Consider the following 23,424-nt stretch of genomic DNA (forward strand, 5'->3'; position numbering starts at 1 on the left):
TCACTCTCCCTGTGCCAACTTCGACCGGTGCCGACCGTAGGCGAAGTACACCACCAGGCCCACGGCCGACCACACGCCGAAGGCCGACCACGTCGCGGGCGACAGGCCCGCGACCAGCAGCGCGCACATGCCGAGGCCCAGCAGCGGCACCACCGGCACCCAGGGTGCGCGGAAGGACCGCGGCAGGTCGGGCCGGGTGCGCCGCAGCACCACCACGCCGATGTTGACCAGGCCGAACGCCACCAGCGTGCCGATGCTCGTCGCCTCCGCCAGCTGCCCCAGCGGCACCAGCGCGGCCAGCACCGCCACCACCGCGCCGACCACCAGCGTGTTGGCCGTCGGCACGCGCCGCGCGCCCACCCGCGCGAACACCGGGGGCACCAGGCCGTCGCGGGACATGGCGACCAGCACCCGCGTCTGTCCGTAGAGGACGGTCAGCACCACCGACGCGATCGCCACCACCGCGCCCGCCGCCAGCACCGTCGCGGGCCAGCCGGACCCGGTGACCTGCTGGAGGACCGCGGCCAGCGAGGCGTCCGAGCCGGCGAGCACGTCCACGCCGACCGCGCCGACGGCGGTCAGCGCCACCAGCACGTACACCACGGTGACCAGGGCCAGCGAGATGACGATGGCGCGCGGCAGGTCCCGCTGCGGGTTCCGCGCCTCCTCGCCCGCGGTGGAGGCGGCGTCGAAGCCGATGAAGGAGAAGAACACCAGCGACGCGGCGCCCGTGATGCCCGCCAACCCGGCGGGCGCGAACGGGGCCAGGTTCTCGGCCCGGAACCCGAACACCGCGACCACCACGAAGAACACCAGCACCGCCACCTTGAGCGCGGTGGTGACCGTGGTGACCGCGCCGCTCTCCCGCACCCCGCGCAGCAGCACGGCGGTGGCCAGCAGCACCACCACCGCCGCGGGCAGGTCCACCACGCCGCCGGTCAGCGCCTCGGGCAGCCGCACGCCGAGCGTGGCGTCCAGGAACGCGTCGAGGTACCCGCTCCACCCGACCGCGACCGCGGCCACCGACACGCCGTACTCCAGCAGCAGGCACCACCCGCAGACCCACGCGACCAGCTCGCCCAGCGTGGCGTAGGTGTAGGAGTAGGCGGACCCGGACACCGGCACCGCGCCCGCCAGCTCGGCGTAGGAGAGCGCGGAGAACAACGCGGCCAGCGCCGCCACCGCGAACGACACGGCGACCGCCGGACCGGCCTCCGGCGCGGCCTGCCCGAGCACGACGAAGATGCCGGTGCCCAGCGTGGCGCCGACGCTCAGCGAGATCAGCGGCACCAGCCCGAGGCCGCGGCGCAGCGACGTGCGCGCGCCCTCCTCGGTCATCCGGTCGACGGGCTTGGTGCGCAGGAGCCGGTGCGGAGGGGACACGTCGCCCGACGGTACCTGGCTGTGGTCGGGCACCCGCACCCCGTAGCCTGTCGGCCGTGCGCCTCGTCATCGCTCGCTGCCAGGTCGACTACGTCGGACGCCTCACCGCCCATCTGCCGATGGCGCAGAGGCTGCTGCTGATCAAGGCGGACGGCTCGGTGTCGATCCACTCCGACGACCGCGCGTACAAGCCGCTGAACTGGATGAGCCCGCCGTGCTGGCTCATCGAGGACCCGGACATGTGGGTGGTGCAGAACAAGGCGGGCGAGAAGCTGGTCATCACCCTGGCCGAGGTGCTGCACGACTCCAAGCACGAGCTGGGCCCCGAGCCGGGCCTGGTCAAGGACGGCGTCGAGGCCGACCTCCAGAAGCTGCTGGCCGAGCACGTGACGACGCTCGGCGAGGGCTGGACCCTGGTCCGCCGCGAGTTCCCCACCCCGATCGGCCCGGTCGACCTGATGTGCCGCGACGCGTCCGGCGGGTCGGTGGCGGTGGAGATCAAGCGGCGCGGCGAGATCGACGGCGTGGAGCAGCTGACGAGGTACCTGGACCTGCTCAACCGCGATCCGCTGCTGTCGCCGGTGCGGGGCGTGTTCGCGGCGCAGCAGATCAAGCCCCAGGCGCGGACGCTGGCGGAGGACCGGGGGATCCGGTGCGTGGTCCTGGACTACGACGCGCTGCGCGGCATCGAGCCCGACGAGTTCCGGCTGTTCTGAGCCGTTGGCCGCTGGTCCCGGTGGTCGGTGGGTAATGTGGTTCGAACGCCCCTGTGGCGTTCCCGCAATTTTGCGTGAACGTGCTGCTCCGTCCCCGAACTGCCGTACCTGATGTCGCTGGAGCAGGTGCGGTCCGAATGGGCTGAAGCCCATCGGGACGATTACGTGTTGCTGGAGAAATGCCTTCGTGAGAGGAACGGCTGGGACGTCCTCTATTACGCGAAGAGGATTTCCCGGATCAACGCGAACCACCACAAGGTCGTCAACGCGCTGGACCGGGTCTCCGGAATCCTGAAATCCGACGCCCACGCGGCCCGCAGCTTCCTCGAACTGCTCAGGGCTGATGAGCTGACCGAGGTGCCGAAGCTCGGCCACCTGGTCGAACGCCGTCCCGGCGAGGTGATCTGCCGCGTCGGCGAGTCCGGCAAGTCGACGTTCGCCATCCTGCGCGGCGAGGTCGGCGTCTACAACCTGGAGGGCAAGGGGTTCGGCGGCACGTCCGCGCCGAAGCACACCCGAGGGCCGGGCGAGGTCGTCGGCGAGCTGGCGACGGCGCTGAAGCGCACCCGGACCGCGGACCTGGTGGCGATGGGCGACGTGGCGCTGCTGTCGTTCATCACCGAGGAGGTCGAGGAGAAGCTGTCCGCCACGGAGGCGGGCAAGTTCGCCGCGCGCCAGTACGACCGGTTCATCCTCGACCGGGTGTTGCAGCACACCATCCAGGTCGCGCCGTACCTCCTCGGGCCGAGCCGCCGCGGACCGCTCAGCGTCGTCCCCGCCCACGAACCCATGCGCGTCGGCGAACCGGAGGCGTGGGAAGCCGCGCTGCGCACGCTCCTCCCGCACACCGAACTGGTCACGGTGGACCCCGAGGGGTTCTCCCTCGAAATCGGCCAGGTGACGCGCAAGGTGGACGCGAGCGACCCGGAACGCGGGTTGTTCGTCCTCGTGTCGGGCAGCGTCGAGTCACCGGCCCCCGCGGCCGCGAACCTGGTAGGGGCCCAGTGCCCACCCCTCTGGGTCAACGTGCCCGAACTCTCCGTCAAGCCGCCGGGCGCCTATGAACGCACCGACGAACCGATCATGGTCCTCTGGATCGGCGCCGAGGGCATCGACCAGCTCTCGTTGCAGCAGCGCGCCGAGCTGCGCCGGGCGCTGGACGACTCGGTGGGCGAGGCGCCGCCCGAGTACGAGTACGACGTGTACCTGTGCCACTCCAGCTAAGGACAAGGCGGTCATCCGCGAGATCAAGGAGCGGCTGGCCGAGCACGGACTCAGGTCCTGGTACGACGACGAGGAACTGCGCCCCGGTGACTCGACCCGCAGGACGATAGAGAAGGGCCTGATGGCCAGCCGGTTCCTGCTCCTGTGCGCGAGCGCGAACCTCGACGACTCGGAGTGGGCCAACCGCGAGATCGACTCGGTCCTGCACCTCGACGTCAAGCGGCAGGGTGACGCGCCCAAGGTGCTCGTGCTCAAGCTCTACGACCAGGAGACCAGCGACGAGGCGATCCCGGAGCTGTTCCGCGGCACCAAGCGGCACCGCTACCGCAGGAACGGCGATCTCGACCGCCTGGTCGAGTACGTCCAGGCCGCTCGGGGGGTTCCGGGGTGAGGAGGGGCGACCAGGTCCACAACACCGTCTCCGCCGCTGCCCCGGTGGTGGTGCAGGCCGGCCGCGTCGAAGGATCCGTGCACGTCCACGCCGACGCGCCGGCGCGGGTCGTGCCGCGCCAGTTGCCTGGTGGCGCGGTGAGGCTGACGGGGCGGAACACCGCGATCACGTGGTTGGAGGACCGGCTGGCGGCCGGGCGATCGGCGCCGGTGGTGGTGTGCGGACCCGGTGGGGTCGGGAAGAGCTCCCTGGTCGTGGCGTGGGCGCGCGCACCCGGGGGATTTCCCCGACGGTCAGCTGTGGGTCGACCTGCGCGGGCACGGGACCGGGCGGCCGCTGGAACCGGACGAGGTGCTCGGCGCGTTCCTGCGTGACCTCGGGGCGCCCGGCGGAGAGGTGCCGCGGACCCGTCACGAGCGTGAGGGGCGTTACCGGAGCCTGCTGCACGGACGCCGCGTGCTGGTGGTGCTGGACAACGCCGCGTCCGAGGAGCAGGTGCGCCCGCTGCTGCCCGGGGCGGGTGCGGTGGTGGTGACCAGCCGCACCGCACCGCTCGGGCTGGTGGTGCACGAGGGGGCCGAGGTGCTCCACCTGGACCTGCTCGACGCCGACCGGGGCCTGTCCCTCCTTCGCGACGTCCTCGGCGAGCGCGTGGACCGGGAGCCCGCGGCAGCGGAGGTGGTGGCGCGCTGCGGTGGGCTGCCGCTCGCACTGCGGATCGTCGCCCGGTTGGCCCGATCGCGCCCCGGCTCCCCGCTGACCGGGCTGGCGGCGGAGTTGCGCCGCGAACGCGACAGGCTGACCGTGCTGGAGGTCGGCGGCGATCCCCGTTCCTCGGTCCGACCAGTGCTGTCCTGGTCGCTGGACCGCCTGCCGGACGAGGCGGCGCGCGCGTTCCGGTTGGTCGGCGCGCACCCGACGGGCGTGGTCGACGCGCCCGCGCTGGCCGCGCTCTGCGGGGTGGAGGTGACCCGGGCGACGCGCTTGCCGCGCGACCTGGTCGGCGCGCACCTGCTCGCCGAACCCGTCCCCGACCGGTTCGCCGCGCACGACCTGCTCCGCCTGTACGCCGTCGAGCTCGCCGAGGCCGACCCTCATGCGCCCGCCGCCCGCATGAGGCTGTTCGACCACGTCCTGCACGCGGCCGAGCGCGCCGACCGGCTCGTCACCCCTCACCGCTACCGGATTCCGCTGGTCGGCGAACCGGGCGGGGTCGAGGACTTCGCCGACTACGACTCGGCGTTGGCATGGCTGCACGGGCACTGGCGCGATGCCGTCGCCCTGTGCGCGCTGGACGAGCCGGAACTCGACGTGCGGCGCCGGCAGCTCGCGTACACGATGCGGGGCTGCTTCTTCCTCGCGAAGCAGTGGGACGGCTGGCTGAGCAGTCACCTGGGCGCGTTGGCCGCGTGCCTGCGGTCGGGGGACCGGCACGCCGAGGCCCGCATCCGGAACGACCTGGGCCGGGTGCTGCTGGAGCTCGGGCGGCTGGACGCGGGCGCCGAGCAGTACGAGACCGCGCAACGCCTGTTCGAGGAAGTCGGTGATCGGCACGGCTGGAGCAACGCGGTCGCCAATCGCGCGGTCCTGCTGCGCCGGTCCGGGAACCTGCTGGAGGCGCTGCGGCTCAACCAGGTGGCGCTCGACCACTACGTCGCCGCAGGAGCGCGGCGCAACACGGGCATCGCGTGGCGCAGCAGGGCGAAGGTGCACGTCGAAATGGGTGACCTCGTCGAAGCCGCCGCGGACCTGGAACGGGCGGTCACGGTGTTCGACGAGCTGGGTCTGCACCTCGACCTGGCCGAGGCGCACAACTCGGGCGGGGTGATCGCCGCACGGCTGGGTGACGCGGTGCGCGCCCGGGAGGAGCACTCGGCGGCGCCGGCCGCGAGTCGTGCCTGCGGCAGCCGGTACGAGGAGGCCGAGGCCCTCCGCCACTCGGGCGGGTTGGCCGCGGCACGGGGCGCGATCGACGAGGCAGTCGCGCACTGGGGTGCCGCGGTGTCCCTGTACCGCGCTCTGGGGTCGCCGAAGGCCGATGGTCTGGCCGCAGAACTGCGGTCCCGCGGCGGCGTTTCCGAGTAGTGCGGTCCGGTCGCCGTGCCCCCGTTCGGGTGCGTGGCAACGGCCGCGTGGCGATATACGCTGACCTCCCCTTTTCGCAGGGCAGGGAGGCGTTGTGCGCAGGCGAAGACCCCGTTCGGCCGCCCCGTCGTGGGCTGTCCTGCCCACCGCGCTGGCCCTGGCGCTCACGGGCTGCGCCGAGACGCCCGGGCTCCCCCCGATGCCCACGCCCACCGGTCTGCCGGTGCCCACCGCGGTGCCCCTCCCGGCCGGCTCCACCGCGCTCGCCCCGCCCACCGCGCACCTGGTGGCCCGGCCCCTCGCCGGCCCGGTCGGCGGCGAGGTGCGGCTCAGCGGCGACGGTTACCCCGCCCACGGGCGCGTGGTCTTCACCTTCCGCGGCGAACGGGTCGGCGACACGACCGCCGACGCCGTCGGGCGGTTCGACGGGGTCCCGGTCCGGGTGCCCGACGCGTTCCGCGACGCCGAGCCCGGCGACCGGATCGCCCTCGGCGCCACCTCCGGTCCCTCCCACGCCGAGGTCCTGTTCGTCCTCACCCGGTAGAGGGCACCTCCCGCACGTATCCCCACCTGAGGTTTAGCTCGGGGTAGTTCAAACCGGCGAAGCGCGCCGCAGTGCACTACGGTCACCTTGATCGGTGTGGAGTAGTGTTCGTTGGTGTTTGAGGGTGTTGGATCGGGGAGGTGGGCGAGGGTGCCCGTACTGGCACAGGCGGACCTCCGGCTGGATGCCGGAGCACTGGACTACGCCCTGTTGGCGATCTACTTCGTGTTCGTGCTGGGCATCGGTTTCCTGGCCCGCCGCTCGGTGTCGTCGAGCCTGGACTTCCTGCTCTCCGGCCGGTCGCTGCCCGCGTGGGTGACCGGTCTGGCGTTCATCTCCGCCAACCTCGGCGCGATCGAGCTGCTGGGCATGGCCGCGAACGGCGCCCAGTACGGCATGGCGACCATGCACTACTACTGGATCGGCGCGATCCCGGCCATGGTCTTCCTCGGCCTGGTGATGATGCCGTTCTACTACGGCTCGAAGGTCCGCAGCGTCCCCGAGTTCCTGCGCCGCCGCTTCGGCAAGGGCGCCCACCTGGTCAACGCGATCAGCTTCGCGGCCGCCCAGGTGCTGATCGCGGGCGTCAACCTGTACGCGCTGGCGTTCCTGCTCAACCTGCTGCTCGGCTGGCCGATCCCGTTCTCGGTGGTCGCCGCCGCGCTGATCGTGCTGGCCTACACCACCCTCGGCGGCCTGTCCGCGGCCATCTACAACGAGGTGCTCCAGTTCTTCGTCATCATCGCCGCGCTGCTGCCGCTGACCATCGTCGGCCTGCACAAGGTCGGCGGGTGGGACGGCCTGGTCGAGCGGGTGAAGGCCGGTCCCGGCGGCGAGGAGCAGCTGTCGTCGTGGCCCGCGACCGAGCTGACCGGCATCGAGAACCCGGTGCTCAGCGTCATCGGCATCGTGTTCGGCCTGGGCTTCGTGCTCTCGTTCGGCTACTGGACGACGAACTTCGCCGAGGTGCAGCGCGCGCTGTCGGCCAAGAGCATGTCGGCGGCCCGGCGCACGCCCATCATCGGCGCGTACCCCAAGGTCCTGATCCCGTTCGTGATCATCATCCCGGGCATCATCGCGGCCCTGGTCGTGCCGGAGCTCCAAGCGCTCAAGGCGGGCGGCGAGAGCCAGGGCGTGGTCTACAACAACGCCCTGCCCGCGCTGATGGAGCAGCTGCTGCCCAACGGCATGCTCGGCGTCGCGATCACGGGCCTGCTGGCGTCGTTCATGGCCGGTGTGGCGGCGAACGTGTCCTCGTTCAACACCGTGTTCACGTACGACCTGTGGCAGGACTACGTCAAGAAGGACCGCCCGGACGAGTACTACCTGCGGGTCGGTCGCCTGGCCACGGTCGGCGGCACGGTCATCGCCATCGGCACGGCGTTCCTGGCCGCCGGCTACGGCAACATCATGGACTACATCCAGGCGCTGTTCTCGTTCTTCAACGCGCCGCTGTTCGCCACGTTCATCCTGGCCATGTTCTGGAAGAGGATGTCGGCGGCGGCGGGCTGGATCGGCCTGGTCGCGGGCACGCTCGCGGCGGTGCTGGTGTTCGTCCTCGCCGAGACCGGCGTGCTGGACCTGCCGGGCCAGGGCGCGAGCTTCGTCGGCGCGGGCGCGGCGTTCGTGGTGGACATCGTGGTCAGCGTCGCGGTCACCATGGTGACCAGGCCGGTGCCCGAGGAGCGGCTGCGCGGGCTGGTCTACAGCCTGACGCCCAAGGAGGACCGCAAGCACTCCACCACCGGCGACGACGCCGGGTGGTACCGCTCGCCGGCGCTGCTGGGCGCGGGCGTGCTGGTCCTGACCGTCGTGCTCAACATCGTCTTCGCCTGACACGGGCTGGAGGGAGGAGGTCCCCATGGCGCACAAGGCCGGTCTGTTCGACCTGCGGCTGGTGATCGCGATGCTCTTCGCGATCTACGGTGCGGTGGTGCTGGTGGTCGGACTCGGCTTCACCGACGAGTCCGACCTCGCCAAGGCCGACGGGCTCAACATCAACCTCTGGTCGGGGGTCGGGATGCTCGCCCTGTCCGCGGCGTTCGCGGCGTGGGCGTTCCTGAGGCCCGTCGTCGTGCCGGACGAGGAGCCGGCGGGCGAGGGTCAGCGCCGGGGGTAGACCGGGTTGAACGCCTCGACCGTCCAGGCGTCGAACAGGCGGATGGCGTGTCGGATGCGGTTGCGCACTCGGTGGTCCTCTCGTGGGGGTCACCGGGTACAGCGCGACGACCTTCTGAATCGTTCCCGAAAGGTGCCGTGAGGACGGACACAGGGTTCCCGCCACGCAGGTCGCACGCGGGAGCTACCGTGCACGTCGTGACCCGTCTGGTGGCCGTCCTGAGCGCGTTCCTCCTGCTGGCCGGCTGTGCCGGGCCGGACCTGGAGAAGCGGAACTTCCCGCGCAGCACCATCGCGGCGGAGGTCGGGAACACCACCGCCACCTCGGGCGCGTCGCCGACCTCCAGGGTGCCCGCGGGCAAGGCCGTCGACCCGGCTTTCGCGGCCGACAAGCTGCGGTTGGTCGACCCGTGCGCGCTGCTCACCCGGGACCTGCTCGCCCGGCTCGGCGAGCCGGGCGCGGAGTCCCGCAGCGGGTTCAGCCGGTGCTCCAACTTCATGAAGGACGGCTCCGGCAAGGACCTCGGCGTCACCGTGGAGCTGGGCCAGACCATGACCGTCGAGCTGGAGGACGCCGACAAGGAGCTCGCCGGGCTGCGCAGCCACGAGCAGGTGCTGGAGAACAGCGCCTGCTTCGTCTCGGTGATCACCCAGGACGCGCCGGGCCTGGGCATCACCGTCCAGATCGGCTACGAGGACGGCGACGCGTGCGCGCTGGGCCGCCAGGTCATGGAGTCGGTGGTCGAGCAGGTCAAGGCGCGCAAGGGCGTGATCACCCCGGCCCAGGGCTCGCTGGTCGCCCTCGACCCGTGCGCGCTGCCGGACGAGGCGGCGGTCCAGGCGGCGATCGGCCGCGGCGGTCACCGGGTGTTCCCGTACGGGCTGCACAACTGCTCGTGGACGGGCACGGACCGCGAGGTCACGCTGGACCTGCGCCGCACGTTCGTGCCCTCGGACCGGAAGTTCGAGGACGAGCAGACCGAGGTCGACCTCGGCGACGGCGTCAAGGGCTACCAGGTCTCCGCCGCCACGGCGTTCCCGTCGTGCGAGGTGCTGTGGGTGCAGCGGACCGAGCAGGACCGCGAGGGCGAGGTGGTCAAGGTGAAGGCGGCCGGGCCGGAGGAGTCGGAGTTCGACCGGTGCGCCGCCGCGGTCGCCTTCGCCAAGACGCTGCTGGGGAAGATCCCCCGGGCCTGAGCCGTCCGGCGGGGGCCGGGGAGGTCGGGTGCCTGACGGGGGCTGTCGTCACGAGCAGTTACCCGTTACTGTTCGGTAACACGTAGGTCGTCGCCTGGAGGTCCCGATGACGCAGACCGCTTCCACCACGTCCGCGCGGGCCGACGACGAGCGCGACCGGTTCACCTCACTCGACCCGCGCACCGGCGAGGTCGTCGGCGACCACCCGGTCGCCGGCGAGGACGACGTGCGCGAGGCGGTGCGGCTGGCGCGCGACGCGGCCGGGTTCTGGGCCGGCCTGGGCTTCGACGGCCGCCGCGCGCGGCTCGACGCGTGGCGAAAACTGCTGGTCAAGCGGTTGGACGAGCTCCAACAGCTGATCAGCGCCGAAACCGGCAAGTCCGCCGACGACGCGCGCACCGAGCTGGCCCTGGTCATCGACCACCTGCACTGGGCCTCCAGGCGCGCCGCCAAGGTGCTGGGCAGGCGCAAGGTCTCGCCGGGGGTGCTCATGTACAACCACTCGGCGACCCTGGAGTACCGGCCGCTCGGCGTGGTCGGCGTGATCGGGCCGTGGAACTACCCGGCGTTCACCCCGATGGGCTCCATCGCCTACGCGCTGGCCGCCGGCAACGCCGTGGTGTTCAAGCCCTCCGAGCTCACCCCCGGCGTCGGCGCGTACCTGGCCGCCTCCTTCGCCGAGGTGGTGCCCGAGTTCCCGGTGTTCCAGGTGGTCACCGGCTTCGGGGACACCGGCGCGGCCCTGTGCCGGTCCGGGGTGGACAAGATCGCGTTCACCGGCTCGACGCCCACCGGGAAGAAGGTCATGGCCGAGTGCGCCGCGTCGCTGACGCCCGTGCTGGTCGAGTGCGGCGGCAAGGACCCGCTGATCGTGGCCGAGGACGCCGACGTGCGCGCCGCGGCCGAGGGCGCGGTCTGGGGCGGCATCTTCAACTCCGGGCAGACGTGCGCGGGCGTGGAGCGGGTCTACGTCGCGGAAGCCGTGTACGACGAGTTCATCGCGCTGGTGACGGAGAAGGCCGCGAAGCTGCGGCCCGGCGGCGAGCCCACCGCGGACTTCGGGCCGATCACCATGCCCAAGCAGGTCGAGGTCATCCAGTCGCACGTCGCCGACGCGCTGGAGCGCGGCGGGCGGGCGGTCGTCGGCGGCCTGGAGTCGATCCGGCCGCCGTACGTGGAGCCCGTGGTGCTGGTGGACGTGCCGGAGGACTCCGCGGCCGTCACCGAGGAGACGTTCGGGCCGACCCTGGTGGTCAACCGGGTCGCGAACGCCGACGAGGCCGTGCGGCGCGCCAACGCCGTGTCCTACGGGCTGGGCGCCACGGTGTTCTCCCGCAACCGGGGTGAGGAGCTGGCGGCCCGGCTGCGCTGCGGCATGGTGTCGATCAACTCGGTGCTGGCCTACGCGTCGATGCCCGGCCTGCCGTTCGGCGGGGTCGGCGACTCGGGGTTCGGCCGCATCCACGGCGAGGACGGCCTGCGCGAGTTCACCTACGCCCACTCCGTGGCCCGCAAGCGGTTCGGCGCCCTGCTCAACCCGATGACCTACGACCGGGGTTCGCGGACCATCAGGCACGTGCTCCGGCTGGTGCGCCTGCTCCACGGCCGCTGAGCTCCCGGCCGGTCCCTCCCGGCTGGTCCTCCGGCTTTCCGCCACCAGTCCGGCGGGGTAGGAATGGGTGACCGGCCCCGAGGAGGTCACCCCGTGAAGAAGATCGTCAACGATCCGTCGACCGTGGTGGTGGACGCGTTGCGCGGCCTGGCGCTCGCGCACGCCGACCTGCTGGACGTCCAGTACGACCCGGCCGTGGTGGTGCGCGCGGACGCCCCGGTGCCGCGCAAGGTGGCGGTGATCTCCGGCGGCGGGTCCGGGCACGAGCCGCTGCACGCCGGGTTCGTCGGGCGGGGGATGCTCGACGCGGCGTGCCCCGGCGCCGTGTTCACCTCGCCGACGCCCGACCAGGTCGCCGCGGCCGTGTCCCGCACCGACGGCGGCGCGGGCGCGCTGCTGATCGTCAAGAACTACACCGGCGACGTGCTGAACTTCGAGACCGCCGCCGAGCTGGCCGCCGCCGACGGGGTGGACGTGCGCACGGTCGTGATCGACGACGACGTGGCGGTCCAGGACTCGACCTACACGGCGGGCAGGCGCGGCGTCGGCGGGACCGTGCTGCTGGAGAAGCTCGTCGGCGCGGCCGCCGAGCGCGGCGTGGACCTCGACGGGTGCGAGGCGCTGGCGCGGCGGGTGGTCGGGCAGGTGCGGTCGATGGGGCTCGCGCTGACCGCGTGCACGGTGCCGCACGCGGGCGAGCCGTCGTTCACGCTGGGCGACGACGAGATGGAGCTGGGCATCGGCATCCACGGCGAGCCGGGGCGGCGGCGGGTGCCCGTCGGACCCGCCGACGAGCTGGTGGCGGCGCTGCTGGAGCCGGTCCTGGCCGACCTGCCGTTCTCCGCCGGCGACCGGGTGCTGCTGTTCACCAACTCGATGGGCGGCACGCCGCTGGTCGAGCTGTACCTGGCGCACGGCATCGCGGAGCGGCTGCTGGCCGAGCGGGGCGTCGTGGTGGAGCGGCGGCTGGTCGGGCCCTACGTCACCAGCCTGGAGATGCAGGGCATGTCGCTGACGCTGCTCAAGGTCGACGACGAGCTGCTGGAGCTGTGGGACGCGCCCGTCCGCACGGCGGCCCTGCGGTGGGGGATCTGAGGTGGGTGAACCGGTGGCGTGCACGGCGGAGTCGGTGGCGGCGGCGCTGCGGGCGGCGGCGGGGGCGGTGGTCGCGCACCGCGACGAGCTGGTGCGGCTGGACCGCGAGATCGGCGACGGCGACCACGGCGAGAACCTCAAGCGCGGGTTCGACGCGCTGGTGTCCAAGTTGGACGCCGGGGTGCCCGCCTCGCCGAGCGCGGTGCTGCGGCTGGCCGCGACGACGTTGATCTCCACGGTCGGCGGCGCGGCCGGACCGCTGTACGGGACGGCGTTCCTGCGGGCGTCCACGGCGGTCGGCGACGTGGCGGTGCTGGACGGGCCGGGGGCGGCGGCGGCGCTGCGGTCGGCGCTGGACGGCGTGGTGGCGCGCGGGAAGGCCGAGGTGGGGGACAAGACGATGGTGGACGCGCTCACGCCCGCCGTGGTCGCCGCGGCGTCGGTGGCGGCGGGCGGCGGCGGGGTGGCCGAGGTGCTGGAGGCGGCGGCCGAGGCGGCCGAGCAGGGCGCGGCGTCCACGGTGCCGCTGGTGGCGCGCAAGGGGCGGGCCTCGTACCTGGGCGAGCGCAGCGCGGGGCACCTGGACCCCGGCGCGCGGTCGACGGTGCTGCTGCTGCGGGCGTTGGCCGGCGCCGCCCGGTGATCGGCCTGGTGGTGGTGTCGCACAGCGAGCGGTTGGCGGCCGGGGTGGCGGAGCTGGCCGGGCAGATGGCGCCGTCGGTGGCGATCGTGGCGTGCGGCGGCGACGGCGCCGGTGGGCTGGGGACCGACTACGCGGCGGTGGTCGAAGCTTTGGCGGCGGCCGACTCCGGTGACGGGGTGGTGGTGCTGTTCGACCTGGGCAGTGCGCGGATGGTCGCGGAGATGGCGGTGGAGGAGAGGGCTGGGGCGGAGGGGGCTGGAGCGGCGGGGGCTGGGGAGGCCGCATCGGAAGGGGCGGTGGTCGGGCCGGTGTTGGTGGTGGACGCGCCGCTGGTGGAGGGAGCGGTGGCGGCGGCGGTGCGGGCGCAGGGCGGAGCGTCGTTGGCCGAGGTGGCGGCTGCTGCCGCGGAGGCTGCCGGGGCTGCTGGCTCTGGCAGCGCCGGCCCTGGCATGGCTGGCTCTGCCGGCGCAGAGGCCGGGTCCAGTCTCGTCCCCGCCACCGGCTCGCCAGAACACGCCGGCTTGCCTGAGCACGTCGGCGTCCCCGAGGAGGCCGTCCGAGCCGAGTTCCGCCTCCTCAACGAGGTCGGCCTGCACGCGCGGCCCGCGGCCCTGGTGGTGCGCGCCCTGGACCCGCTCGACGCCTCCGTCGTGGTGCGGTTCGGCTCGGCGGAGGCGGACGCCAAGAGCGTGTTGGCCCTGATGGGACTGGGTGCGCCCGGCGGTGCGCCGGTCGAGGTCGTCGCGCGCGGCGCGGACGCGGCGGAGGCCGTGCGGCGGGTGCGGGAACTGGCGGAGCGGCGCTTCGACGAGTGATTTCGCGGGACGCCGCTGGACCGATCACTTGCTCGATACCGATGGTGAAGCTCACGCGAACGGTGCGTGACCACCGTGGGATAGTCGCGACAAGTTACCGTCTGGTAGCCACTCCGGTGAGTGGGAGGTCAACAGTGACGCGGCAGTTCAGCACGGTGGGAATCGTCGGTCTCGGCACGATGGGCGCCGGTGTCGCCGAAGTGCTCGCCCGCACCGGGGTCACTGTCGTGGCGGTCGACGTGGACGACGAGGGCCTGGCCCGCGGGCGCGGTCACCTGGAGCACTCGACGGACCGGGCGGTCGCCCGCGGCAAGCTCACCGCCGCCGAACGCGACGAGCTGCTGTCCCGCATCTCCTACGACACCTCGCTGATCGCCCTCGCGGACGTCGACCTCGTCGTCGAGGCCGTGCCGGAGCGGATGGAGCTGAAGGCGGCCGTGTTCGCCGAACTGGACCGGATCTGCGGCCCGGACACGGTGTTCGCGTCCAACACGTCCTCGCTGTCGATCACCGAGATCGGCGTCCACACCGGACGCCCCGGCAAGGTCGTCGGCCTGCACTTCTTCAACCCCGCGCCGGTGCTGAAGCTGGTCGAGGTGGTCCGCACGGTCGTCACCGAGCCGGACGTGGTGGCCGACGTCGTCGCGTTCACCGAGGGGCTGGGCAAGGCGCCGGTCGTGATCGGCGACCGGGCCGGGTTCATCGCCAACGCGCTGCTGTTCGGCTACCTCAACCACGCCGTGCGCATGTACGAGTCGCGCTACGCCACGCGGGAGGACCTCGACGCGGCCATGCGCCACGGCTGCGGCTACCCCATGGGGCCGCTCGCGCTGCTGGACCTGATCGGGCTCGACACCGCGTACGAGATCCTCGACACGATGTACCACCAGTCGCGCAACCGGCTGCACGCGCCCGCCCCGCTGCTCAAGCAGATGATCACGGCGGGGCTGCTGGGCCGCAAGAGCGGGCGCGGCTTCTACACCTACGACGGCGCCGACTCGCCGGTCGTCGTGGCGGACGCGCTCACCCCCGCGGCGACCTCGGACGCCGTCGCCGCGCGGGAGGTGCGGCGGGTCGGCGTGATCGGCACCGGCACCATGGCCACCGGCATCGTCGAGGTGTTCGCCAAGCGCGGGTACGACGTGGTGCTGCGCGCGCGGTCGGCGGACAAGGCGTCGGAGGCGGTCGCCAAGGTGCGCAAGTCGCTGGACAGGGCCGTGTCGCGCGGCAAGCTGGCGGAGGCCGACCGCGACGCGGCGCTGGCCCGCGTCACGCCCGTCGTGGAGTTCAGGGACCTGGCCGACTGCGACCTGGTGGTCGAGGCCGTCGCCGAGGAGCTGTCGGTCAAGAAGGACGTGTTCCGGGCGCTGGACGAGGTGTGCAAGCCCGGCGCGGTGCTGGCGACCACCACGTCGTCGCTGCCGGTGATCGAGTGCGCGGCGGCCACCCGGCGACCCGGCGACGTCGTCGGCCTGCACTTCTTCAACCCGGCGCAGGTGATGAAGCTGGTGGAGGTCGTGGAGACCATCTCGACCGCCGCGGACGTCGTCGCCACGGCCCGGCGGGTGTGCCTGGACCTGGGCAAGGCGCCGGTGCACTGCGGCGACCGGGCCGGGTTCATCGTCAACGCGCTGCTGTTCCCGTACCTCAACGACGCGGTGAAGATGCTGGAGGCCCACTACGCCTCGGCGGACGACATCGACGAGGCGATGAAGGTCGGCTGCTCGCTGCCGATGGGCCCGTTCGAGCTGCTGGACGTGGTGGGGCTGGACGTGTCGCTGGCCATCGAGCGGACCCTGTACCTGGAGTTCCGCGAAGCGGGCTTCGCCCCCGCGCCGCTGCTGGAGCACCTGGTCAAAGCGGGCAGGTTGGGGCGGAAGACGGGCAAGGGTTTTCGCGATTACGCAGCCTGAGTAGGTGTCGGCGTTCGGCGTTTGGCATCGTGGGCACCATGCGGCGTGTGGTGATCTCGCTCCTGGTGGCGGCGCTCGGTGTGACGAGCGCCTGTGCGTACACGGTGAACGGCACCGCGGTGTCGGAACAGGTCCTCGACATCGATCCGCCGTTCACCACGGAACAGCCGGCGCCGTCCACCGACTCGTCCGACCCCTCCGACCCGTCGAGCACGTCGGAGCCGGACGACGACTCGGACACCGGGACGGTCGGCGACATCTGCGCGTTGGTGGGGTGGAAGGACCTGCCCTACGACGTGCCGGACAAGGACGCCGAACCGACCGAGACCGGGTACGACGCGAAGTTCGACCAGTCGTGCAAGTGGCAGACCGCGGTCGGCGACCTGGACGTGGGCGTGACCCTGCGCTTCCGCGAGGGGCAGCCGATCACGCTGGAGCAGAGCAACGGGGAGTTCGAGGTCGAGGGTCGCGCGGTGACCTACTTCGACCGGACCACGGACACCTCGGTGCAGCCCTCGTGCGTGCTGGTGATGGACTACGCCGGGGGTGGCATCGGCATCATCGTGATCGACGGGTCGGCGCGGTTCGGCGCCATCTGCGACCAGGGGAAGAAGGTCGCCGAGGTGCTGCTGGCGAACGAGCCGACGGGCTGAGCGGACGGGCTGAGCGGATGGGTTGAGCGGGCGGGCACAGGACGGACTGAGCACAGGACGGGCTGGCCGGGCTGGGCGAGCCGATGGGCTGAGCGGGCCGATGGGCCGGCCGGGCCAATGGGTTGAGCGGGCTGATGGGCTGATCCCTGCGGGACCTGCCCGACCCGGCGGCCTGGCCTGACCCGGCGGCCTGGCCCGACCCGGCGACCCGGCCCGACTCGGCGACCCGGCCCGACTCGGCGGCCTGGCCGGACCCGGCGACCCGGCATGACCAGGCATGACTCGGCCCGGCCCGGTGGCTTGGCTCGGCGACCTGTCCCGGTGGCTCGGTCACCGTGGCCGACCACCCCGCCGTGCTCACGCCGGCCCGGAGGTGCCTCCATGGGTGGGCCCGGGAGTGGCTCTCGGGAGTTGAGACCAGGAGTCCGTCCGGGTAGGTCCTCAGGGCGGGACTGGTTCCCGCTCAGCCGCAGCAGCCCCCGCCGCAGCAACCGCCCCCGCCACCCCCGCCACCGGCGGGCGTGTCGGCCTTGCCGCCGAGACCGGCCATGGTCAGCAGCTTCACGGTGTCATCGTGGCCGTTCGGGCACGGTGCGGGCGCGGAGGCCTGGTCCATCGACCGCTTGACGTCGAAGGTCGACCCGCACGCCTTGCAGCGGAACTCGTAAGTGGGCACGGCCTCATTGTCCCTGCCGCCAGGGCGCCAGCGCCACCAAGGGCACGGCCACCGCCGACACGGTCGCGAGCAGCGTCAACAGCGGCAGGCTGTGCACCCAGCCCAAGCCGGCCGCGGCGACGTGGGTGCCCCCGAACATCACCAGCCACGCCCGAGCCCGAGGCCGCGACCAGATCACCACCAGCGCCGATGCGGCCATGACCAGCATCAACGCCGTGGTGGCCAGCAGAACGCCCTGGCGGAGGCCTCGAGGTTGACCGATCGGCACATCGGGTTCCCGAAGCACGACCTCGACCGGGCGGTCGGCCGGAAGCCCGCTCGGAGGCGCCTCGAACAGCAACCCGCGCACCACCGGCAGCAAGGTGATCAGCGCCTCCACCACCAGCAACACGGTTAATATGCTTCTTTGCCACTTGCTCACCCCGTGGACCGTAGGCGATCACGGGTGGGCACCCGGATACCCTGGTATCTCGTGCCCCGCCGCAACCGCCCGGAACGCCGTGACGAGCCGCCACCCCTCGGCGGCCACGGCTGGGCGCGCGCCGAGAGCGGCCCGGACGGGGAGTGGCTGGTCCGTTCGGTCTCCGGCACCGCCACCACCAAGACCTACCGCTGCCCCGGCTGCGACCACGAGATCCGCCCCGGAACGCCACACGTGGTCGCCTGGCCCGCCGCCGACCACGGCTCGGTGGAGGACCGCCGCCACTGGCACCAAGGCTGCTGGACGTCACGACGCCGGAGAGGCCCCACCTCCCGTCGCTGGTGACCAGCGCCAGCGCTCGGCAAAGCCGGCGAGCCGGCGCCACCGGGCCCGACAGCGCCACCGGGCCCGACAGCGCCACCGGGCCTGACAGAGCCACCGGGCCCGACAGAGCCACCGGGCCCGACAGCGCCGGCGAACCCCGCAGGGCCGGCGGACTCAGCAGGACCGACAGGGCAGGCCGGTGACCTGGCGGCCTGGCCGGGCAGGTCAGGCGATCAGGTGTCGGGCAGCCGGGCGTTGGCCTGCCCTGCACCGGTTGGCAGGTGGCACAGGTGGCAGGCGCCAGTTTGGCACCTGGGCGTTGGGCGACCGGGTGCCGTTGTGGCGGGTGACCGCATGGCCAAGCGGCCGTGTGCCGTGACCTGGCACGCTGTCGGGCCGGCTCGCTGTCGCCTGGCTCCTGTTGGCTTGGCTCCTGTCGGCTTGGCTCCTGTCGGCTTGGCCGGTTCCCGCCGGGTGGCAGGATCGGCGGTGTGGGCGAGGACGTTCCGATCAAGGCCAACACCGTGCTCCCGGCGCGCCGGGAGGCGGTGACGTTGCGGACCGACGACGGGCTCGCGTTGGTCGGCGAGCTGTCGTTGCCACCGGTCCGCGAACCTCGGGCGACGGTGGTGCTGCTGCACCCCCTGCCCACGCACGGCGGCATGATGGACTCCCACCTCTACCGCAAGGCGGCGTGGCGGTTGCCCGCCCTGGCGGACCTCGCGGTGTTGCGGTTCAACACCCGCGGGACCGCCAGTGAGGCCGGGCGCAGTGAAGGGGCGTTCGACCACGCGGTCGGGGAGCGGCACGACGTGGCCGCCGCCCTGGCGTTCGCGGTCGAGCGCGGGCTGCCCTCGGTGTGGCTCGTCGGCTGGTCGTTCGGAACCGACCTCGCGCTGATGCACGGGTGCGACCCGGTCGTCCGTGGTGCCGTGTTGATCTCACCTCCGTTGCGTTGGAGCACAGGTGATCACTTGCGCGCCTGGGCGCGTTCGGGCCGGCCGTTGGTGTGCCTGGTGCCGGAGTTCGACACCTACCTGCCACCGACCGAGGCCAGGCGGCGGTTCGGCGCGGACATCCCGACCGCGGACGTGATCGACTTCCCGGGGGCCGAGCACCTCATGGTCGGGCAGTCCGAAGAGGTGCTCGACGCGATCGTGTCCGCGGTCGTGCCCGAGGTGCCCACGCCGTTGCCGCGCACCTGGTCCGGCCCTCACGAGCAGCGTCAGGTGACCATCGCGACCTCCTGACGCCGCCAGACCAGCACCGGGCCCTCGACCGTCGTGCGGTCGCCCACGTGCGCGAAGCCCAGCTTCTCCGCGACGCGCTGGGAGGGCTTGTTGTCGAGGTCGGTGATGATCACCACCGGACGGCCCGGCCGGGACCGGCTCGCCCAGTCGATGGCCGCGCGTGCCATCTCCGGTGCGTAGCCGCGGCCCCAGTGCCGGGGGCGGAACCGGTAGAACAGGTTGAACGTCGGTTCCCCGTCCAGGTCGTGGTGGCGCAGGCCGCCGAAGCCGATGACCTCCCCGGTCCCCGGCAGCTCCACCGCCCAGTACCCGATGCCGTCGCGCGCCCAGTGGGCCTGCCACTCCACCAGCAACTTCGCCGCTCCCTCCGCGGACGGCGGACCGGCCGGGTTGAAGCGGTTCGTCCCCGGATCGGACAGCACGGCGATCGCGGAGCGCACGTCACCCGGGCCGACGCGCCGCAGCAGGAGGCGGTCGGTGCGGATCTGATCCGGGTCGGAGGTCATGGTCGCGACGGTAGCGACGGGGTCCGACAATCCAGGGGTGGATTCCTCGCCTTTGGTGCTGCTGCACGCTTTCCCGTTCGACTCGCGGATGTGGGACGGCGTGCGTGACCTGCTGAAACCGATCACGATCGACCAGCGCGGAGGTGATCGTTCACCCGATCTGGTGGCAATTGCGGACGACGTGGTCGAGCTGCTGGACCGGCGCGGGATCGAGCGGGCGGTGCTCGGCGGCTGCTCGATGGGCGGCTACGTGGCGATGGCCGTGCTGCGCCGTGCGCCGGACAGGGTGGCGGGGCTGGTGCTGGCCGACACGCGGGCCGGGGCGGACACCGAGGAGGCGCGGGCGAACCGCCTGGCGATGGCCGCGCGGGTGGAGGCCGAGGGCGTCGGGTGGGTGCCGGACGCCGTGGCGGCCGGGTTGCTCGGGCCCTCGCCGGACGCGGCGGTCCTCGGGCGGGTGCGGGAGCTGATCCTGGCGCAGGACCCGGCCGAGGTGGCGTGGGCGCAGCGGGCGATGGCGGCCCGACCGGATTCGACGGACGTGCTCGCGGCGGCTGGTGTGCCGGCCCTGGTGCTGGTGGGGGAGCACGACGCCCTCACGCCGCCCGCGTTGGCGCGGGAGCTGGCCGGGGTGCTGCGGCGGGGCGAGTACGTCGAGGTGGCCGGGGCCGGGCACCTGACGCCGCTGGAGGCGCCGGACGCGTTCACCTCGGCGGTGCTGGGGTGGCGACGCCGAGTCGGGGTCTGACCGCGCGGTTCACGGTGTCGGAGTGGACGACACGCGGTGCCCGAGTGGAGGACACGCGACACCGGACCGGAGGACACGCGATGCCCGAGTGGAGGACACGCGGTGTCGGAGTGGAGGACACGCCCTGTTCTGAGGGTTGAACTCGGGGGTCCTGGACGTACGACACGGTGGGTCTGGGCGTACGACTCGCGTGGTTCTAGCGCTTGCCGGCCCGGGGTTTGGGGGCTGGGCGGGCGATCTTCTGGGTTGGGCCGTCGGGGGACGGCTTGGTGGTCGGTTGGGGGGAGGTGGGCTGGTTGGTGGGTGGGGTGGGGGCGGAGGTGTTGTCCGGGGTTGGTGGCTGGGGCGGCTGGATGGGAGCGGGCTGGGGCGGAGAGGGCTGGGAGGACTGGGGGAGCTGGGTGGGCTGGGAAGGTTGGGAGGACTGGGTGGGCTGGGGGGTGGGGCGTTCCTCGTCCAGGGGGTCCAGGAGGGGGGTTACGTCGTGCAGGGCGGTGCGGACGGCGTGGAGTTGCTGGGACAGGCGGTTGCGCAGTTGCTTGAGGGCGTCCACCTGGGTGCTCGCCTGGCTGACCCGGCGGTTGGACTCCTCGGTGGCCTCGCGCACCCGGCGGTTCGCCTCGTCGGTCGCCTCCTGGACGCGGGCGGTGGCCTCGCTGATCGAGTCGTGCCGCCGGCGGTTGGCCTCTTCGGTGGCCTCGCGGACCAGGCGCTGCGCCTCGGCGCTCGACGCCGCCGCCTCCTGGTTGATCTGCCCCCGCACGCGCGCGGCCTCCTCGGCCGCCTCCCGCACGCGCCGCTCGGCCTCGGCCTTGGACGCCGCCTCCTGCTCGGCGAGGGTCTTCATCGACTCGACCCGGCGGGCCGCCATCGCGATCTCGAAGTCCTCCTCGATCGTGGTGCGGCGCTGGAGGGACTCCTCGTCCAACCGGGTCGCCGCCTCGCGCGCCTCGCCCACGATCCGCTCGGCCTCGGCCCGCGCCCTCTCCAGCACGCCCCGGTGCTCGGCCTCCATCTCGGCGCGGCGCTGGTCCAGCTCGGTGAGCAGCTTCTCGTAGCGGGCGCGCAGCGCGGCCGCGTCGGACTCGGCCTTGGCGCGGATGTGCCCGCCCTCGGCCTCGGCCCGCGCCCGGATCTCGTTCGCCTCGTCCTGCGCGAGCCGCAGCATGCGCTGGAGGCGTTCGCTCAGGCCCTCCAACGTGGTCGGCGGCAGCGACAGCCGCTCGACCTGGCCGCGCAGCTCGGCGACCTCGGAGCGGGCGGCCTCCAGCTGGCGGGCGAGGTCGTTGGTCTGCGACACCGCCGCGTCGCGGTCGGCGGCGAGCAGGCGCAGGTCCGAGTCCAGGCGCTCCAGGTGGTCCTCGACCTGGGCGCGGTCGTACCCGCGCTTGACGATGTCGAAGCCGGATCCCAGGGGGACGAGGTCACGGTCGTCGGCGAGGCCCATGACGTGCACGTTACCCGTTCCCGGTGCGCGGCGGGCACCGGGAACGGGTAGCGCCCGGAAGCGCCTCAGGCGCCCCGGAAGCGGTTGATCCCGGGCAGGTGCCGCTCGCGCTTCTCGTGGTCCCGGACGCCGAGGCCCTCGGCCGGGGCCAGCGTCAGCACGCCGACCTTGCCCTGGTGCGCGTTGCGGTGCACGTCGTGCGCCGCCTGGCCGGTCTCCTCCAAGGAGTACACCTTGGACAGTGTCGGGTGGATCTTCCCCTTCGCGACCAACCGGTTGGCCTCCCACGCCTCGCGGTAGTTGGCGAAGTGCGAGCCGACGATCCGCTTGAGGTGCATCCACAGGTACCGGTTGTCGTACTGGTGCAGGTACCCGCTGGTGGAGGCGCAGGTCACGATGGTGCCGCCCTTGCGCGCCACGTACACCGACGCGCCGAAGGTCTCCCGGCCCGGGTGCTCGAACACGATGTCGGGGTCGTCGCCGCCGGTCAGCTCGCGGATCTTCGCGCCGAGCCGCTTCCACTCGGAGACGTCCTGCTCGTGCTCGTCCTTCCAGAACCGGTAGCCCTCGGCGCTGCGGTCGATGATCAGCTCCGCGCCCATCCGGCGGCAGATCTCGGCCTTCTCCGGGGAGGACACGACGCACACCGGGGTGGCCCCGCCGCCCAGCGCGAACTGCGTGGCGTAGGAGCCGAGGCCGCCGGAGGCGCCCCAGATCAGGACGGTGTCGCCCTGCTTCAGGTTCGCCCCGTTGGCCGACACCAGCTGCCGGTAGGCGGTGGAGTTCACCAGACCGGGTGACGCCGCCTCCTCCCACGTGAGGTGGTCGGGCATCGGCATCAGCTGGTTGGACTTGACCAGCGCGACCTCCGCGAGGCCGCCGTAGTTGGTCTCGAAGCCCCAGATGCGCTGCTGCGGGTCGAGCATGGTGTCGCCGTGGCCGTCGGGGTGCTCCAGCTGCACGTCCAGGCAGTGCGCGACGACCCGGTCGCCGGGCTTCCACGCGGTCACGCCGGGCCCGGTGCGCAGCACCACGCCGGCCAGGTCGGAGCCCACCACGTGGTAGGGCCGGTCGTGCCGGCCGCCGTACTTCTTGAGGAACGCGAACGTCGGCAGCGGCTCGAAGATCGAGGTCCACACCGTGTTGTAGTTGATGGCGCTGGCCATCACGGCCACCAGCGCCTCGCCCGGACCCAGCTCGGGCGTGGGGACCTCGTCCACGTGCAGGGACTTGCGCGGGTCCTTGTCCTTGGTGGCGAGCCCCTCGAACATGCCGACGTCGTCGGCGTGCACCGTCACGCCCCGGTAGCTCTCCGGCACGGGGAGCGATCCGATGGCCTCCAGTTCGTCGGCGAGGATGGCATCGAGGATCTCCTGCACGGCGTTCCCTCCCATTCGGGGGCAAGGGGATGTGGGGCTGGTGCGCTGCGTCCACGCGAGTTGCCGGAGGTTACCCACGGGTAACCGATTCAGATGTCAGACCTGTGAGGCACCGCACGCCGCTTTCCCCTGATCGGCCGTCCTCGACGGGGCGGTGAGCCGAGGGGGGCACCGGCGGTGTTCGAACCGATGAGGTGGCCGCGAGTCGGACTTCTCGGCGGCCGTGCTCCAACACCCGGGCGCGGGTGGTCGACGCCGTGGATGGCCGGGACCGTGAATGGTCG

The 23,424-nt window shown here is 72.6% G+C and carries 22 protein-coding genes and 1 pseudogene; 17 read left to right on the forward strand and 6 right to left on the reverse strand.

Annotation, left to right across the window (positions count from 1 at the left end):
* Positions 1-1,383, reverse strand: a complete 1,383-nt coding sequence (locus ABD223_RS36035) for an amino acid permease (protein WP_380645786.1) — start codon at positions 1,381-1,383, stop codon at positions 1-3.
* 56 nt (positions 1,384-1,439) lie between these two features.
* On the opposite strand from ABD223_RS36035, the gene nucS reads away from it, so the two are divergent.
* The 14 genes and pseudogenes from nucS to ABD223_RS36105 all read left to right on the forward strand — a co-directional run bounded on the left by nucS (position 1,440) and on the right by ABD223_RS36105 (position 16,389).
* Positions 1,440-2,099: an endonuclease NucS gene (gene nucS, locus ABD223_RS36040; RefSeq protein ID WP_344041362.1), complete on the forward strand. Its 660-nt coding sequence runs from the start codon at positions 1,440-1,442 to the stop codon at positions 2,097-2,099.
* A gap of 165 nt (positions 2,100-2,264) precedes the next feature.
* The gene (locus ABD223_RS36045; protein ID WP_344041364.1) at positions 2,265-3,323 is read left to right on the forward strand and encodes a cyclic nucleotide-binding domain-containing protein; all 1,059 of its coding nucleotides are present in this window, start codon (positions 2,265-2,267) and stop codon (positions 3,321-3,323) included.
* Between the two features lie 10 nt (positions 3,324-3,333).
* Positions 3,334-3,714, forward strand: a pseudogene (locus tag ABD223_RS36050) (toll/interleukin-1 receptor domain-containing protein); the annotation flags it as partial.
* A gap of 228 nt (positions 3,715-3,942) precedes the next feature.
* The gene (locus tag ABD223_RS36055; protein ID WP_344041366.1) at positions 3,943-5,799 is read left to right on the forward strand and encodes an NB-ARC domain-containing protein; all 1,857 of its coding nucleotides are present in this window, start codon (positions 3,943-3,945) and stop codon (positions 5,797-5,799) included.
* A 94-nt stretch (positions 5,800-5,893) separates the two neighbouring features.
* Positions 5,894-6,343: a hypothetical protein gene (locus tag ABD223_RS36060; protein WP_344041368.1), complete on the forward strand. Its 450-nt coding sequence runs from the start codon at positions 5,894-5,896 to the stop codon at positions 6,341-6,343.
* Positions 6,344-6,493: 150 nt separating this feature from the next.
* Complete coding sequence (locus tag ABD223_RS36065; RefSeq protein ID WP_344041370.1) at positions 6,494-8,179, forward strand: sodium:solute symporter family protein; 1,686 nt, start codon at positions 6,494-6,496, stop codon at positions 8,177-8,179.
* A 25-nt stretch (positions 8,180-8,204) separates the two neighbouring features.
* Positions 8,205-8,462 (forward strand): hypothetical protein, encoded by a 258-nt coding sequence (locus ABD223_RS36070; RefSeq protein ID WP_344041372.1) that lies wholly within the window; start codon positions 8,205-8,207, stop codon positions 8,460-8,462.
* A gap of 197 nt (positions 8,463-8,659) precedes the next feature.
* Positions 8,660-9,658 carry a DUF3558 domain-containing protein gene (locus tag ABD223_RS36075; protein WP_344041374.1) on the forward strand — a complete coding sequence of 333 codons (999 nt, stop codon included), beginning with the start codon at positions 8,660-8,662 and terminating at the stop codon, positions 9,656-9,658.
* Positions 9,659-9,764: 106 nt separating this feature from the next.
* Positions 9,765-11,270, forward strand: coding sequence for an aldehyde dehydrogenase family protein (locus ABD223_RS36080; RefSeq protein ID WP_344041376.1), 1,506 nt, complete (start codon positions 9,765-9,767; stop codon positions 11,268-11,270).
* 93 nt (positions 11,271-11,363) lie between these two features.
* Positions 11,364-12,365, forward strand: coding sequence for a dihydroxyacetone kinase subunit DhaK (gene dhaK, locus ABD223_RS36085; protein ID WP_344041378.1), 1,002 nt, complete (start codon positions 11,364-11,366; stop codon positions 12,363-12,365).
* A 13-nt stretch (positions 12,366-12,378) separates the two neighbouring features.
* Positions 12,379-13,008 (forward strand): dihydroxyacetone kinase subunit DhaL, encoded by a 630-nt coding sequence (dhaL, locus tag ABD223_RS36090; protein ID WP_344041475.1) that lies wholly within the window; start codon positions 12,379-12,381, stop codon positions 13,006-13,008.
* Entirely contained in the window at positions 13,005-13,823 is an 819-nt protein-coding gene (locus ABD223_RS36095) for an HPr family phosphocarrier protein (protein WP_344041380.1), read from the forward strand. The genes dhaL and ABD223_RS36095 overlap by 4 nt, the downstream gene beginning before the upstream one ends.
* Positions 13,824-13,957: 134 nt before the next feature.
* Positions 13,958-15,736 carry a 3-hydroxyacyl-CoA dehydrogenase family protein gene (locus tag ABD223_RS36100; protein ID WP_344041382.1) on the forward strand — a complete coding sequence of 593 codons (1,779 nt, stop codon included), beginning with the start codon at positions 13,958-13,960 and terminating at the stop codon, positions 15,734-15,736.
* Between the two features lie 38 nt (positions 15,737-15,774).
* A complete protein-coding gene (locus tag ABD223_RS36105) occupies positions 15,775-16,389 on the forward strand; it encodes a DUF3558 family protein (protein WP_344041384.1) in 615 nt (204 codons plus the stop codon).
* 463 nt (positions 16,390-16,852) lie between these two features.
* Here the strand turns inward: ABD223_RS36105 and ABD223_RS36110 are convergent, their stop codons facing one another.
* Positions 16,853-17,065, reverse strand: a complete 213-nt coding sequence (locus ABD223_RS36110) for an FmdB family zinc ribbon protein (protein WP_344041386.1) — start codon at positions 17,063-17,065, stop codon at positions 16,853-16,855.
* A 4-nt stretch (positions 17,066-17,069) separates the two neighbouring features.
* Complete coding sequence (locus tag ABD223_RS36115) at positions 17,070-17,486, reverse strand: hypothetical protein (RefSeq protein WP_344041388.1); 417 nt, start codon at positions 17,484-17,486, stop codon at positions 17,070-17,072.
* Positions 17,487-17,537: 51 nt separating this feature from the next.
* Between ABD223_RS36115 and ABD223_RS36120 the strand changes: the two genes are divergently transcribed.
* The gene (locus tag ABD223_RS36120; RefSeq protein ID WP_344041390.1) at positions 17,538-17,831 is read left to right on the forward strand and encodes a hypothetical protein; all 294 of its coding nucleotides are present in this window, start codon (positions 17,538-17,540) and stop codon (positions 17,829-17,831) included.
* Positions 17,832-18,301: 470 nt separating this feature from the next.
* Positions 18,302-19,060: an alpha/beta hydrolase gene (locus tag ABD223_RS36125; RefSeq protein ID WP_344041392.1), complete on the forward strand. Its 759-nt coding sequence runs from the start codon at positions 18,302-18,304 to the stop codon at positions 19,058-19,060.
* Here ABD223_RS36125 and ABD223_RS36130 read toward each other — a convergent pair.
* Positions 19,036-19,566 (reverse strand): GNAT family N-acetyltransferase, encoded by a 531-nt coding sequence (locus ABD223_RS36130; protein ID WP_344041394.1) that lies wholly within the window; start codon positions 19,564-19,566, stop codon positions 19,036-19,038. The two genes, ABD223_RS36125 and ABD223_RS36130, sit on opposite strands and share 25 nt — an antisense overlap.
* On the opposite strand from ABD223_RS36130, the gene ABD223_RS36135 reads away from it, so the two are divergent.
* The gene (locus ABD223_RS36135; protein WP_425564075.1) at positions 19,565-20,314 is read left to right on the forward strand and encodes an alpha/beta fold hydrolase; all 750 of its coding nucleotides are present in this window, start codon (positions 19,565-19,567) and stop codon (positions 20,312-20,314) included. The two genes, ABD223_RS36130 and ABD223_RS36135, sit on opposite strands and share 2 nt — an antisense overlap.
* 196 nt (positions 20,315-20,510) lie before the next feature.
* On the opposite strand, the gene ABD223_RS36140 is transcribed toward ABD223_RS36135, so the two are convergent.
* A complete protein-coding gene (locus ABD223_RS36140; protein WP_344041398.1) occupies positions 20,511-21,761 on the reverse strand; it encodes a chromosome segregation protein in 1,251 nt (416 codons plus the stop codon).
* Between the two features lie 65 nt (positions 21,762-21,826).
* Positions 21,827-23,140 carry a crotonyl-CoA carboxylase/reductase gene (ccrA, locus tag ABD223_RS36145; protein WP_344041400.1) on the reverse strand — a complete coding sequence of 438 codons (1,314 nt, stop codon included), beginning with the start codon at positions 23,138-23,140 and terminating at the stop codon, positions 21,827-21,829.
* Between the last annotated feature and the right edge of the window lie 284 nt (positions 23,141-23,424).

Origin of the sequence: Saccharothrix xinjiangensis, from assembly GCF_039527585.1 — a bacterium.
GTDB lineage: Bacteria > Actinomycetota > Actinomycetes > Mycobacteriales > Pseudonocardiaceae > Actinosynnema > Actinosynnema xinjiangensis.

Bases quoted from the DNA above. Each gene is read 5' to 3' on its own strand.
- ABD223_RS36135 (WP_425564075.1), top strand. From the start codon at position 19,565: ATGGTCGCGACGGTAGCGACGGGGTCCGACAATCCAGGGGTGGATTCC.
- ABD223_RS36080 (WP_344041376.1), top strand. From the start codon at position 9,765: ATGACGCAGACCGCTTCCACCACGTCCGCGCGGGCCGACGACGAGCGC.
- ABD223_RS36070 (WP_344041372.1), top strand. From the start codon at position 8,205: ATGGCGCACAAGGCCGGTCTGTTCGACCTGCGGCTGGTGATCGCGATG.
- ABD223_RS36130 (WP_344041394.1), bottom strand. From the start codon at position 19,566: ATGACCTCCGACCCGGATCAGATCCGCACCGACCGCCTCCTGCTGCGG.
- ABD223_RS36105 (WP_344041384.1), top strand. From the start codon at position 15,775: ATGCGGCGTGTGGTGATCTCGCTCCTGGTGGCGGCGCTCGGTGTGACG.
- ABD223_RS36140 (WP_344041398.1), bottom strand. From the start codon at position 21,761: ATGGGCCTCGCCGACGACCGTGACCTCGTCCCCCTGGGATCCGGCTTC.